Origin of the sequence: Mycobacterium sp. NPDC050441, from assembly GCF_040655355.1 — a bacterium.
Lineage (GTDB): Bacteria > Actinomycetota > Actinomycetes > Mycobacteriales > Mycobacteriaceae > Mycobacterium.
Genome location: NZ_JBFAJS010000008.1, coordinates 249,426 through 262,616, shown reverse-complemented (window position 1 = coordinate 262,616; position 13,191 = coordinate 249,426). Strand labels below are relative to the sequence as shown.

The window sequence follows — 13,191 nt, the reverse complement described above, 5'->3', positions numbered from 1 at the left end:
GGGTCATTGCCTCACTCGAACAGCGTCGAACCCCAGTAGCCCGAGGTGTCACCGTCACGCAGCCCGGGCGGGCAGGCGAAGATGGCGGTTCCGGTGTGGGTGATGTATTCGTTGAGCAGATCCTTGCGGGACAGCTCCCGCTGCATCGGCATGAACTGCTTTTCGGGGCTGCGCACGAATGCGATGAAGAACAGGCCGGCGTCCAGATGGCCGAATCCGTCCGAACCGTCGGTGAAGTTGTAACCGCGGCGCAGGATCTCGATGCCGCCCAGGTGGTCGGCCGAGGCCAGCCGCACGTGAGCGTCCTTGTCGATCTTCGGATCGCCGCGGCCGTCCGTGATTTCGAAATCGAGCTCGTCGAATTCCTGCTGCAATCCGTTGGGGGCGCCGCTGCCCTTCTGCCGGCCGATCACCCGCTCCTGCTCCAGAAGCGTGGTGCGATCCCAGTTCTCGATGCGCATGCGGATCCGTCGGGTGATCAGGTAGCTGCCGCCGGTGAGCCAGGCCGCTCCGTCACCCTCGGCCACCCAGACGTTTTTGTCGAGCAGGTCGGTCTGATCGGACTTGAGGTTGTTCGTTCCATCCTTGAAGCCGAACAGGTTTCGCGGGGTGGCCTGACCGCGGGTGGTCGATGAGGTCCGGCCGAACCCCAGCTGCGAGTACCGTACGGCGACCGTGCCGAACCCGACACGGGCCAGGTTGCGGATCGCGTGCACGGCAACCTGCGGATCGTTCGCGCACGCCTGCACACAGATATCGCCCCCACAGCGGGCCGGGTCCATGGTCTCGTTGGGGAACTTCGGCAGGTCCTTGAGCTCGGCGGGCTGCTTGTCGGCGATGCCGAAGCGGTCCTTGCCATCCTTGCGGAAGAAGGACGGCCCGAACCCGATCGTCAGGGTGAGCTGTGAGGCCGGCAGGCCCAGCGCCTCACCGGTATCCGACGGCGGCGCATACGGATTGCCGTCCACGGCGCCGCCGTCTTCGGTCTCCTCGCCGCGCGTCATCCGCTCGGCCATCTTCGTCCACTGCTTGAGCAGCGCGATGACGTCGTCGCGGTTGTCGGAGGTGACATCGAAGGAGCAGAAATGCATCCGGTCCTGCGCCTCGGTGATGATCCCTGCCTGCCGGTCGCCACGAAACGGGACCGGCCCCTGCAGGGCGCCGTGCGGGACGCCGGCCGCGGAGGCGCGGCCGGCCAGCGCACCCGCGCTGGCCGCACCGACTACCGCAGCGGTGACCCCGGCGGCGCCGAACAGCCTGCGCCGGGAGAAGCCGGCGGACTGCTCGGAATCCGTTGCGGGGGTGACTGAATCGGCTACTGGATCACTGCTTGGCGATGACACCTTGCACCTGGCTCACTTCTTTGCTCAGCGCGTCGATGGCGCGCGACAGTTCCTGGCGTTGCGGCTCGGTCACCTTGTCGTAGGACACGAAGCCGTCGCCGTCACGGTACTTCTCCAGCAACTTCTCGACGTCGGCGAAGCGCTGGTCCACCCGCTTGCCCAGCTCGGCGTCACGCTCGTCGAGGATCGGCCGCACCGAGGCCACCGCGGTCTGCGACCCTTCGACGTTGGCCCGGAAGTCCCACAGATCGGTGTGGCTGAAGATGTCCTCTTCGCCGCTGATCTTGCTCATAGCGATCTCGTCGAGCAGACCCTGTGCGCCACCGGCGATCTGGGTGGAGTCGATGGTCCAGTCCGGCGCCTTGACCCCGGCGTGCAACTCCTTGACGTCGGCGATCAACTGGTCGCCGAGCGCACTGGCGTCCGGTTGGAGGCCGGTGACCCACAGTTGCTTCTCAAGAGCGTGGAAGCCGGTCCACTTCTGCCCGGGCTCGAGGTCGGCCTCGCGCAGGTCGACTCGCGGGTCGAGATCGTTGGGGAAGGACTCGGCGACCGGCTCGACGCGCTCCCAGTAGACGCGCGAGGTCGGGTAGAGCAACTTCGCCTTGGCGACGTCCTTGGCCTTGACGGCGGCGACGAACTCTTCGACGGCCGGTACCAGGGCGTCGACCTGGCTGTTCACGTACCGCTTGTAGTTGTCGGCGGCTTCCTTGAACTTGCCCTCGGTGTCGACTTTGACGGACTCGCCGGTCACCACGAAGTTGCCGCGGATGCCCTCACCGACCATGCCGGGGCGGCACGAGGTCTGGTATGTGCCGGGTTGGGTGAGCTGAACGATGAGTTGGCGCTTGAGCCCGGGGGAGATGTTCTCCACCTCGCCCATGACTCGCTCGCCCTCGTCGTAGACGTAGAACTCGGTGACCTTGTCGCCGGTGTTGGTGACCTCGAAGGTGCTGGCGCCCGTCGTCGCGGTGGTCCCGGACAGCTTGCATTCGGTGTCGGAGGCATCGACGGTGATCTGGGCTGACTTGGCCCCGTCGCCACTTGCGCTGCCGCCGTCGGCCTCCTTGGCCTGGCAGGCGCTCATCGAAATGCCGGCCAGCACCGCGGCAGTCGCCGCGAATCCGGTCTTGACGACAGGGGTCAGCTTCACTTGGTCGACCTTTCGGGTGCGGTGGAGGTCTCCGGCTCGACGGTCGGCTCGGAGGAAGGCTCGGAGGTGGTTGAGGCGGGCGACGCGGCGCCGGTGGCACGCATCGGCTTCAGGAACAGCGCCAGCACTACGACGATGTAGGCCACCCACGCACCGAACTGCAGCACGGTCGGTGTGGGGTCGATATTGAAGACACCCTGGATGATCTCGCCGTACCAGGCCGACCAGTCGAATGCGCCGCTCATGTCGAACGCCTTGACGCTAAGCCCGGGGATCCAGCCCACGGTCTGCAGCGCCTTGATGCCGTAGGCGAGGATTCCGGCCGCCACCACGATCAGGAAGATGCCGGTGTACTTGAAGAACTTGGCCAGGTTGATCCGGACGGCGCCGGCGTACATGCCGTAGGCGATCGCCGCGGCGATCAGCACGCCGATGATCAGGCCGGTCAGCGGCCACAGCGTCTCGGCTTCGGCGTAGCCGACCATGAACAGCGCGGTCTCCACGCCTTCACGCCCCACCGCCAGGAAGGCCAACAGCGCCACCGCGAGGCCGCCCGTCTCCAAAGCCTGCGACATCCCACCGCGCAGCTCGCCGGACATCGAGGCCGACGCCCTTTTCATCCACAGCACCATGGTGGTGACGATGACGACGGCGATCAGTGAGGCGATGCCGGCGATGGCTTCGGCGCCCAGTCCGCTGATGGTGTTCTCGCCGAACTGGATGACCAGAAAGACGGTGACGGTCATGGCGATCGCGGCGCCGACACCCAGCCACACCCATTTGAGCGCGTCGCGGCGTTCGGATTTGACCAGAAATGCGACCAGGATCGACACCACGATGGCGGCTTCGAGGCCTTCCCGCAAACCGATCAGCCCACTGCCGAATACCTGCGATGTGACGTTGGACGCCGCCAGCGTGCTGGTCGGAACGTCCGAGATGACAGTCATCAAAGCGTCCTCGTTCGACCGGGGTGAAAGCACCGTGAAAAATGTAGCCTTGCCTTGCCATAGCAAGGCGTGGCTCACCTTAGCAGGGGGGTCTGTGGGACCGGCCGAGTTCACCTGCCGTTCCTCCGGCACGGGCCCGTCGCCCGACGCGTCCACAGTCGCGCATGCGACGATGGCGAATCAGATCGAGCGGGGTTGAGGGAGTCTGGTGTCGCCAGTGCGTTGGCTGCGGGCTGTCGCCGTAATTGCTGCGACAGCGCTGCTGTTGGCATCCAGCTGTTCGTGGCATCTGGGGACCCCAATTCCCGAGGGCGTGCCGCCGCCGGCCGGGGATGCGGTGCCGGCAATCGACACCTATGCCAAGGGCAGACCGGCCGATCAGCTGCACGAATGGGCGTCGCAACGAGCGCCCGCCATGGGCATGCCCGTCAACGCCCTGGAGGCCTACGCCTACGCTGCGCGCGTTGCCCAGGTGGAGAACCCCAACTGCAAGGTGGCCTGGACGACCCTGGCCGGCATCGGCATGGTCGAGAGCCACCACGGCACTTACCGCGGCGCGATGATCGCGCGCAACGGCGACGTCACCCCGCCGATCCGTGGGGTGCAGTTGGACGGGACCTCGGGCAATCTGCGCATCCCTGACACTGACAAGGGCAAGCTCGACGGGGATCCGCTGATGGACCGTGCCATGGGGCCGATGCAGTTCATCCCGGAGACGTGGGGTCATTTCGGGGTCGATGCCAACAACGACGGGGTCGTGAGCCCGGACAACTTCGACGACGCCGCGCTCTCGGCTGCCGGTCTGCTGTGCTGGTACGGCAAGGACCTGTCCACCCCGCGGGGCTGGATGAAGGCGCTCAAGGCCTACAACAACTCCGACCAGTACGCCCGGATGGTCCGTGACTGGGCGACGGCCTATGCCGGTGGCCACGGCTTGTGACCCGTGTGACAAGCCCAAACACGCCGTTGCGCCGACCACGATCTAGTCTCATCCCTACACGCCGGACTCAATAAGGAGAAGCCAGTGCCCATCATCGAGCAGGTTGGAGCCCGCGAGATCCTCGACTCCCGTGGTAACCCGACGGTCGAGGTCGAGGTGGCCCTGACTGACGGCACGTTCGCCCGGGCAGCGGTGCCCTCGGGCGCGTCGACCGGCGAGCACGAAGCGGTGGAGCTGCGCGACGGCGGCTCCCGCTACGGCGGCAAGGGTGTCGAGAAGGCCGTCGAGGCCGTCCTCGACGAGATCGCCCCGGCGATCATCGGCCTGGCCGCTGACGATCAGCGTCTCGTCGACCAGGCGCTGCTGGATCTCGACGGCACGCCGGACAAGTCCCGGCTCGGCGCCAATGCGATCCTCGGTGTCTCACTCGCTGTGGCCAAGGCCGCGGCCGACAGCGCCGCGCTGCCACTGTTCCGCTACCTCGGTGGCCCGAACGCTCACATCCTTCCGGTGCCGATGATGAACATCCTCAACGGCGGCGCCCACGCCGACACCGGAGTGGACGTCCAGGAGTTCATGGTCGCCCCGATCGGCGCTCCCTCGTTCAAGGAGTCGCTGCGCTGGGGTACCGAGGTCTACCACTCGCTCAAGTCCGTGCTCAAGAAGCAGGGGCTGTCCACGGGCCTCGGCGATGAGGGCGGCTTCGCCCCCGACGTCGCGGGCACCAAGGCCGCACTGGACCTGATCGCCACCGCCATCGAAGCCACCGGCTTCAAGCTCGGCAGCGATGTGGCACTGGCGCTGGACGTCGCGGCCACCGAGTTCTACACGGAGGGTTCGGGCTACGCCTTCGAGAAGGAGACCCGCACCGCCGACCAGATGGCCGAGTTCTACGCCGGCCTGATCGACGCCTACCCGCTCGTCTCGATCGAGGACCCGCTGTCCGAGGACGACTGGGACGGCTGGGTGGCGCTGACCTCGGCGATCGGTGACCGGATCCAATTGGTCGGCGACGATCTGTTCGTCACCAACCCGGAACGTCTCGAGGACGGCATCGAGCGTGGCGCCGCCAACGCGCTGCTGGTGAAGGTCAACCAGATCGGCACGCTCACCGAAACCCTGGATGCCGTTGCGCTGGCGCACAACAGCGGTTACCGCACCATGATGAGCCACCGCTCCGGTGAGACCGAGGACACCACCATCGCCGACCTCGCGGTCGCGGTGGGCAGCGGTCAGATCAAGACCGGTGCCCCGGCCCGCAGCGAGCGGGTGGCCAAGTACAACCAGCTGCTGCGCATCGAGGAGGCACTGGGCGACGCCGCGCGTTACGCGGGCGATCTCGCGTTCCCTCGGTTCGAGGCCAAGTAACGCAGGCGTCTGCGCACCCTTACGTCGATGTCCGAAGCGAAGCGGCCCGATCCGAAGCGACGGTCCCCGGCCTCCCGACCCGGGAAGCCGGGTAAGGCCGGGGAGTCGAATCGGCCGCGCGCTTCGCAGCCCAAGCGCCGGGCGGCCGAGTCCCGACCGGCGCAGGCCGCGCCGGTCGCCGACGAGGCGGTCACCAAAGCCATTGCGGTGCAAGCTCAGCAGCAGGCCGAGCTGCAGTCCGAACAGCGGTTCGGGTCGACTGCGCGCCGGGCGGCGATTCTGGCCGCGGTGGTGTGCGTGCTGACCCTGACCATCGCCGGGCCGGTCCGCACCTACTTCGCCCAACGCACCGAGATGAAACAACTCAAGGCCAGCGAGGAGCAGTTGCGGGCCAAGATCGCCGACCTGGAGCAGCAGAAGGTCAAACTGGCCGACCCGGTGTACGTCGCGGCCCAGGCCAGGGAGCGGCTCGGTTTCGTCATGCCCGGCGACACCCCGTATCAGGTGCAACTGCCGCCCGGGGCCATGGAGTCGGGCGAGCCGGGGGCGCCCGTGCTGCCGGGGTCCGCGGTGCCCGCGGGCCAGCCCTGGTACACCTCGCTGTGGCACACGATTGCCGATGAACCGCACGGGGTTTCGCCCACCATCGGCGGGCCCCCGCCGGCGCCGGGCGGGCCGCCTGTCCCACCGCCACCGCCCGAGCCCAGAGGTCCCCATGGTTGATCCCGCCGACATCGAGGCCGTGGAGCGGCAATTGGGCCGTGAACCGCGCGGTGTCCTCGAGATCGCGTACCGCTGCCCGAACGGCGAGCCCGGGGTGGTGAAGACTACCCCGAGATTGCCTGATGGCACGCCGTTCCCGACGCTGTTCTACCTGACGCACCCGGCGCTCACCGTGGCCGCCAGCCGGCTGGAGTCTTCCGGGTTGATGCGGGAGATGACCGAGCGCCTGCAACAGGATGAGGAGCTTGCCGCCGCGTATCGGCGGGCACATGAGTCGTATCTGGCCGAGCGCGACGCGATCGAATCGCTGGGTACCACTTTCACCGGCGGCGGCATGCCAGACCGGGTCAAATGCCTGCACGTGATGATGGCCCACTCGTTGGCAAAAGGCCCGGGCGTCAACCCCTTTGGTGACGAAGCGCTCGCGGTGTTGGCGGTCGAGCCCGCGATGGCGGGAATCCTGGATCGAGAGGTATGGGTTTGAACCGGGTCGGCGCAATCGACTGTGGCACCAACTCGATTCGACTGTTGATCGCCGACGTGGTGGACGGAAAGCTGCGGGACGTGCACCGCGAGATGCGGGTCGTGCGGCTGGGTCAGGGCGTCGACGCCACCGGTCAGTTCGCTCCGGAAGCATTGGCGCGCACCGAATCCGCGCTGGCCGACTATACGGCGCTGATGGCCGAGCATTCGGTGACCGCGGTGCGGATGGTCGCCACCTCGGCCGCGCGGGATGCCGGCAACCGCGACGAGTTCTTCGCGATGACCGCGCGCCTGCTGGGCAAAGTGGCTCCGGGCTCGGTGGCTGAGGTGATCACCGGTACCGAGGAGGCCGAGCTGTCGTTCCGCGGTGCGGTCGGTGAACTCGACCCTGACGCAGGCCCGTTCGTCGTGGTCGATCTGGGTGGCGGCTCAACCGAACTGGTGCTCGGGGAGACGGCCGTGCAGGCGAGCTTCTCCGCCGACATCGGGTGCGTCCGGCTCACCGAACGGTGCCTGCACTCCGATCCGCCCACCGCAGACGAGGTAGAGCAGGCGCGGGTGGTGGCTCGTGACGGCCTGGCCGAGGCGCTCAAGGTGGTGCCGGTCGAAGGTGCGCGCACGTGGGTGGGTGTGGCCGGGACGATGACCACGCTGTCTGCGCTGGCGCAGCGGATGACCGAATACGATCCCGACGCAATTCACCTGTCCCGCATCGGCTTCGACGACCTGCTCGGAGTGTGTGAGCAGCTGATCGGAATGACCAAGGCCGAACGCCTGGCGCTGGGCCCCATGCATGCCGGCCGTGCCGATGTGATCGGCGGCGGTGCGATCATCGTCGAGGAGTTGGCGGCTGTCCTCGGGCGCCGGGCCGGTATCGGCGAGCTGGTGGTCAGCGAGCACGACATTCTCGACGGCATTGCGCTGTCGATAGCCTGACCCGCTCTCGAAAACGCTTCTCGCCTTGCCGTTTACGTGTCTCCGCCGGGCAGCGCGGGACCCCACACATAAAACAACGGCCGAACGCGGTTACCCGCGTTCGGCCGTTGCCTTGACTACCTAGATCAGGACACGGTCCCGTGGTTGCTCGCCGGCGCGACCGCGGGGGCCGGGGCGGGCGTGGTGACGACCGGCTGGGTGCCGGCGGGAACCAGCGCGGGCTCGGTGGCCGGAGCGGCCGGGGCACCCGGTGCCGGAGCAGCCGGAGCGGCGGGAGCGCCCGGAGCAGCGGCGGGCACACCCTCGGCGGGCACGCCCTCGGCCGGCGAGATCGCGGTGGCGGCGTTGCCCGCACCGGTGGCGGCCGGTGCCGGTGCACCCTCGGAGACCGGCGTGCCGTGTGCGACCGGGGTCGACTCGGCGCCCGGTGCCGGAGCGGCCGGAACCGCTTCGGTGCCGGCTGGGGTTGCGGCCGGAGCGCCCGGAGCGGCGGGGGTTGCGGCAGGAGCGCCCGGAGCCGCGGGGGTGGCGGCAGGCAGGTCCGTCGCGCGGCTACCTGCGCCGGTGCCGGCCGGTGCAGCCGGGACGGCGGCGGGCGCGGGTGCCGGGGAGACGGCGGCCGGAGCAGCAGCGGGAGCGCCGGCGGCCGGTGCGGCAGCAGGTGCGGGGGCGGCAGCCGGAGCCGCGGCGGGGGCCGGACGCTTCGGTGCGCCGGCAGCCGGGGCTGCGGCGGGCGCAGCGGTCTTGTCCCACGCCAGCACGTCATGGCCGCCGGCGTTGTAGACGACGGAGGTCGGCTGGTCGCCGGTCACGTCGAAGTAGATCTTGCCGCTGGTCTTCTGGCCCTGGGCCAGGGTGGCCGGGTTGACGCCCTGCGTGCTGGGCACCTGGAACAGCGCACGGTAGTTCTGGCCGTCAGCGGCGCGGATGTTGAAGTTGGAGACGATCGGCGTCACCGAGCCCTCGAGGGCCTCGTTGGTCGCGGTGACCTCCCACAGGGTGCCGCGAGGCGTGTAGTTGATGGTGTCAGTGCTCGGCTTGAGGTCGTTGATCGTCCAGCTCTGGGTGCCGCCGTCCAGCTTGCCCTGGCCGCCGAGCGCAGTGGTGGTGACGGCACTGTCGTCGGCGTCGGCCAGCGCCATCGGGGCCGCGGCGACGATCGCCGCGGCGGCGACGGCCGCTCCGGCAAAGGCCGTACTGATATTCGTCATCTTCAAGGCGTTCACTCCTGACTGGTCCAAAAAGAAAGGCAGGCCCCCGGCAGTGGGACACCCACTTCATGCGAAGTTATCAGCTTAAGAGGACGGTTAGGAACAGTAGTTCGCAGTTTCTGCCATCGGCGCCTGGCAGAAAGCGACGTTGACCTGGTCTCCGAGGCTGCAGGTCGGGCCCGAATGCGACCATGACCAGCCCGTTCGCCACCTCATCGAATCTCGATGAGCGGTAATGCCTGCCCTACCGACAGGGACAGCCGTTGACGCCCCAGCGCGGGCCAGGCCTGTACGGCGCAGAACGGCGCGCACTGATGCTGTGCCGAGTCCGACTGCCCGGAGCGGGTGCCGACGTGCACACAGCACTGGGTCAGCCGCTCCTCGATCATCGTGGACATGTCCATGAACGGCTTGACGGTCAGGCGCACGACGCGCTCGCCCAGCAATTTGCGGATCTTGCGGCGACGGCCCGGCAAAGCCGAGGACGCCAGCGTCAGCAGTGTCCCCATTCCCAGGTCGCAGCTCTCACAGATGGCGCGCCAGACGTCGCCGATCTGAGGATGCGAGAGCGACGACTGCTCGGAGAGCAGCCCGAGCAGTGACTCCTGCACCGCCACGCGCAGTTGGCGGGGGATCTCGGTGTCGGCGATCCGGTTGGAGACCAGGCCCAGCTTGTCCTTGAGGCTTTCGGTGCCGATCAGCGATACCAGCGAGCGCCACTGGTCGCTGTCGTCACGGACCAGGTAGCCGACCGAACAGCAGTGCGGGTGCGAGCAGGGCAGCGCGGTCAGGTCGCGCCAGGTGACGGCGCCGCCCGTCTGCGGGCCCAGTCGCTTGAGCACCCCGGTGTGGGTGAGCCGGTTCATCGGGTCGATCGCGCCCGAGCGTCCGGAGCCGAACTGCGGTTGGATGGTCAGCCCGCCGACATACGGAGTCTCCAGGGCCAGCCGAACCATGTCGCCGATCTCGTCGTCGTTGACGCCCAGTGCGGTCGTCATCACCAGGGTGGTGAAGATCTCCCGCTCGGAGAGCCTCTGTAGGGCATGGCTTTTGATTCGCCGAAGATCGCCGCCGCGGTGATGGCGGTGGGCCTGCTCGGACAAACCGTCGTATTGCAGGTACACCTCGACGCGTTCGCGGTGCGTGGTGAGCAGATCAAGCAGGGCGTCGTCGCCCGCGATGCGGACCCCGTTGCTGTTGACCAGGATCCGGGTGATCGGCCGGGCCACCAGCTCATCGAGCAGGTCGGCCAGGTTCGGGTGCAGGGTGGGTTCGCCACCACTGAGCATCAGAACGTCGATGCGGCCGTTCTCCCGGGCCAACCGCTGATCGACGTTGGCCAGAACGTCAGCCGTGGGCACCACATGCCGGAGGTCGGGCGAGCTGTCGGTGAAGCAGGTGGGGCAGCGCAGGTTGCAGGTCTCGGCGATGTCCTGCAGCAGGATGCAGGTGTGCTGGGTCTGCATCTCGGGCAGGCCGCGCAGGTAGGCCGAGGGAATGGGGTCGAAGTTCCCGGCGACATCGGGGATGTGGGCCTTGGTCGGGGCGGTCCACTCCTCCAGGTACGACAGGATCTCGGGATCCTCGTCGTACAGGGTGCGCACCAGTCCGTGTGTGCGGCAGCCGCGTTCGAGCCAGATGTGCCCGTCGCGCTCGACCAGGATGCCGGCCAGGCGCGCGACGTCGGCCAACGGACGCTCGGGCGCCTCGCTATGGCAGTGCGGGCAGAACGCGGTGACGTAGCGGTGCAGACGGTCGCCGCGCAACCCCATTCCGGTGCTCACAGGGCGTACAGATCGGGGTTGATGCCGGTGCAGAATCCGGCGGTGAACAGCGAGACCAGGGCCCAGCCGACCATCAGTCCGATACCGAGGCCCTTGGCCGTCGGGTTCTTGGACAACAGCATCGCCGTGCCGCCGCCGAATGCGATGACGGCCAGCAGAACCGCGGTGCCGCCCAGGACGAGGTTGGTGCTGCCGCCCGCGCTGTCGGCGGCGCCGGCACCCATGAAGCCGGCGAACCCGATCACCAGGTTGAGTGCGGCATAGAGGAACGGGCCGAGGATCACCATGGCGACGGAGATGCGCCGCTCGGGTTGCGGCGGGCCGTACGAATAGCCGGGCGGGTACGGATATCCGGCATAGCCCGGGGGTGGCGGCGGGGGTGGAGCCGGTTCGCCGTGATAGGCCGGCGGGATCCCTTGTGGCTCAAAGCTTTGCGGTCCGAACGCCGGAGGCTGGAAGCCGTCTGGAGGCGTGTCGTCAGGTGGGCCGGGCGGTGTCGTCATGCGGGCACCTCCTGAGTGTGGGCTGGGTTGCGATAGTACCCGCGGCGGTAGCCGTACCACAGCCGAAACCCCAGGATCAGCAGCGATGGCAGCAGGAACCATTGCGGGCGGGTCAGATCCAGCCACACGGTCTCGTTGGCCCGGACGAACTCGACGAGGAAGCGGAACACCGCATAGCCGGCGACGTAGAGCACGAACAGCTCACCGGGCCTGCCGATCCGGGGGCGCAGCCACAGCAGTACGGCGAATGCGGTGAGCTGGAAGGCGATCTCGTACAGAAATGACGGGTGCATGGCGACTCCGGCCAGGCATCCAGGACATTCGGGGGTGTCGGCCGGGGCGTGGATTCCCCACGGCAGGGTGGTGGGCCGTCCGGGGGCTTCGGTGAGTTGGCAGCCGATGCGGCCGATCGCCATGCCGAGTGCGACCGCGGGCGCGAACAGGTCGCCGGTCTTTCCGCGATAACCGCCCAGTCGCTTGGCGATCAGCACGCCGAGATAGGCGCCGAGCAACCCGCCGAGGATGCTGCGCGAGCCGAACTGCCAGGCTTGCGCCAGGCTCGGATTGGCGCTGAAGTCAAGGTGATGTAACCACCCGGTCAGCCTCATGCCGACGGCGCCACCGATCAGCGCCCCGGCCGCGGCGACCACGGACTGCTCGTTGACCGCGCCGCGCCGGCGGGCCTCGGCGACGAACACGAGCAGGGCGGCGAACACCCCGAGGGCGACGAACAGGTTGTGCACCCCGACGGTGACGGGCCCCAGGTGCCACTGCGCAGTCACCTGCCGAACCTAACCCGCGGCCGGTTCACCCAGCCAGCGACAGGCCCGCGGCGACGGCAAATCCCAGCACGGCCGCGAGTCCGGCGTTCTCTCGGGCTTTCTCGGTGGCCTCCGGGATCATCGAGCCGACCAACATGACCAGCAGCGCGCCGGCGGCGAACCCGTTGATCCCGCCCTGGAATTGGGCTCCGGCGACATTCTGCAGCTGATAGCCGCCGGCCGTGGCCAGCGCACACAGTGCGGCGATCACGGCCCAGCCGCCCACAATCCGGCGGGTCGGCTCACCGGCCGTTCGCATGTCGCTTGCCGATCCGATGGCTTCGGGGAGGTTGGACACGAAGATGGACACCACGAGGGCGAGGCTGACGCCGGCTCCGGTCGCGATGCCGATGCCGAGCGCGGCCTGTTCGGGAATGCCGTCGAGCAGGGCGCCCAGTAGCAGCGGCAGCCCGGCGGTCTGGGTTCCCTTGCGGCCCATTCGATCTACTGCCTTGTCCGCAAGATAGAACACCACGGCCCCGAGGGCCAGGCCGAGTGCCACGGCCCAGGCGCCACTGGCCCGGAATCCTTCCTCGGCGAGTTCGAAGGAGATGCTGGAGATGAGCGCGCCGGCGCCGAAACCGAGGACGAGGCCGACGAGGCGTTGATTCCAGTCCCGGATTACACCGGCGATCGCGCCGATCAGCAATGAGGATGCGGCGACCAGGCCCCAGACCAGCGCGGTGAGCACAGGCCGCAGCATAAGCCAGCAGAGAGGGAGATCGCGGGAGGCGGCGGGAGCGGGAAGCGAGCGAGAAAGCGCGTGATCGCACGACCGATCGGTGCGATCGATGGGTTATGGCCTCATGTTCAGGCGGTGTGGCGGGTTCGGGTGGTGACCTGTCGCCGGTTGCCCGGGCGACAGGTCACCGACGGCGTCAGCGCCGCGCGTTGCAGTTCGGGGGGTTTCCGCAGTGGTGGCCACCGTCGCAGGCATTACAGCGACAGGTGCAGGATCCCTTGGTTGCCATGCGCATCG

General features: G+C 68.2%; 13 protein-coding genes. 5 read left to right on the top strand and 8 right to left on the bottom strand.

Going from position 1 to position 13,191, the window contains the following annotated elements; all coding sequences use genetic code 11:
• Positions 1 to 11: 11 nt before the first annotated feature.
• Genes efeB through efeU form a run of 3 tightly spaced genes read right to left on the bottom strand, consistent with a single transcriptional unit; the run spans position 12 to position 3,443 of the window.
• Positions 12 to 1,343, bottom strand: a complete 1,332-nt coding sequence (gene efeB, locus AB0I14_RS24495) for an iron uptake transporter deferrochelatase/peroxidase subunit (protein WP_358027094.1) — start codon at positions 1,341 to 1,343, stop codon at positions 12 to 14.
• Positions 1,324 to 2,496 (bottom strand): iron uptake system protein EfeO, encoded by a 1,173-nt coding sequence (gene efeO, locus AB0I14_RS24490; RefSeq protein WP_358027092.1) that lies wholly within the window; start codon positions 2,494 to 2,496, stop codon positions 1,324 to 1,326. Before efeO ends, efeB begins: the two co-directional genes overlap by 20 nt.
• Entirely contained in the window at positions 2,493 to 3,443 is a 951-nt protein-coding gene (gene efeU, locus AB0I14_RS24485) for an iron uptake transporter permease EfeU (protein ID WP_358027088.1), read from the bottom strand. The genes efeO and efeU overlap by 4 nt, the downstream gene beginning before the upstream one ends.
• Positions 3,444 to 3,651: 208 nt before the next feature.
• On the opposite strand from efeU, the gene AB0I14_RS24480 reads away from it, so the two are divergent.
• From AB0I14_RS24480 to AB0I14_RS24460, 5 genes are all read left to right on the top strand, one after another.
• On the top strand, positions 3,652 to 4,383 hold the full coding sequence (locus tag AB0I14_RS24480; RefSeq protein WP_358027086.1) for a hypothetical protein: 732 nt from the start codon (positions 3,652 to 3,654) through the stop codon (positions 4,381 to 4,383).
• Positions 4,384 to 4,467: 84 nt separating this feature from the next.
• A complete protein-coding gene (eno, locus tag AB0I14_RS24475) occupies positions 4,468 to 5,751 on the top strand; it encodes a phosphopyruvate hydratase (protein ID WP_358027085.1) in 1,284 nt (427 codons plus the stop codon).
• A gap of 27 nt (positions 5,752 to 5,778) precedes the next feature.
• Positions 5,779 to 6,474: a septum formation initiator family protein gene (locus tag AB0I14_RS24470; protein ID WP_358027083.1), complete on the top strand. Its 696-nt coding sequence runs from the start codon at positions 5,779 to 5,781 to the stop codon at positions 6,472 to 6,474.
• On the top strand, positions 6,467 to 6,958 hold the full coding sequence (locus AB0I14_RS24465) for a DUF501 domain-containing protein (RefSeq protein ID WP_358027080.1): 492 nt from the start codon (positions 6,467 to 6,469) through the stop codon (positions 6,956 to 6,958). The genes AB0I14_RS24470 and AB0I14_RS24465 overlap by 8 nt, the downstream gene beginning before the upstream one ends.
• Positions 6,949 to 7,893: a Ppx/GppA phosphatase family protein gene (locus tag AB0I14_RS24460; protein WP_358027078.1), complete on the top strand. Its 945-nt coding sequence runs from the start codon at positions 6,949 to 6,951 to the stop codon at positions 7,891 to 7,893. Before AB0I14_RS24465 ends, AB0I14_RS24460 begins: the two co-directional genes overlap by 10 nt.
• 125 nt (positions 7,894 to 8,018) lie before the next feature.
• On the opposite strand, the gene AB0I14_RS24455 is transcribed toward AB0I14_RS24460, so the two are convergent.
• The 5 genes from AB0I14_RS24455 to AB0I14_RS24435 all read right to left on the bottom strand — a co-directional run bounded on the left by AB0I14_RS24455 (position 8,019) and on the right by AB0I14_RS24435 (position 12,903).
• Positions 8,019 to 9,104: an MPT63 family protein gene (locus tag AB0I14_RS24455; protein WP_358027075.1), complete on the bottom strand. Its 1,086-nt coding sequence runs from the start codon at positions 9,102 to 9,104 to the stop codon at positions 8,019 to 8,021.
• Between the two features lie 212 nt (positions 9,105 to 9,316).
• On the bottom strand, positions 9,317 to 10,876 hold the full coding sequence (locus AB0I14_RS24450) for a radical SAM protein (RefSeq protein ID WP_358027317.1): 1,560 nt from the start codon (positions 10,874 to 10,876) through the stop codon (positions 9,317 to 9,319).
• A gap of 8 nt (positions 10,877 to 10,884) precedes the next feature.
• Entirely contained in the window at positions 10,885 to 11,391 is a 507-nt protein-coding gene (locus tag AB0I14_RS24445; RefSeq protein ID WP_358027072.1) for a hypothetical protein, read from the bottom strand.
• Positions 11,388 to 12,173 carry a prolipoprotein diacylglyceryl transferase family protein gene (locus AB0I14_RS24440; RefSeq protein WP_358027068.1) on the bottom strand — a complete coding sequence of 262 codons (786 nt, stop codon included), beginning with the start codon at positions 12,171 to 12,173 and terminating at the stop codon, positions 11,388 to 11,390. The genes AB0I14_RS24445 and AB0I14_RS24440 overlap by 4 nt, the downstream gene beginning before the upstream one ends.
• A 25-nt stretch (positions 12,174 to 12,198) precedes the next feature.
• Entirely contained in the window at positions 12,199 to 12,903 is a 705-nt protein-coding gene (locus AB0I14_RS24435; protein WP_358027065.1) for a hypothetical protein, read from the bottom strand.
• Positions 12,904 to 13,191 lie beyond the last annotated feature (288 nt).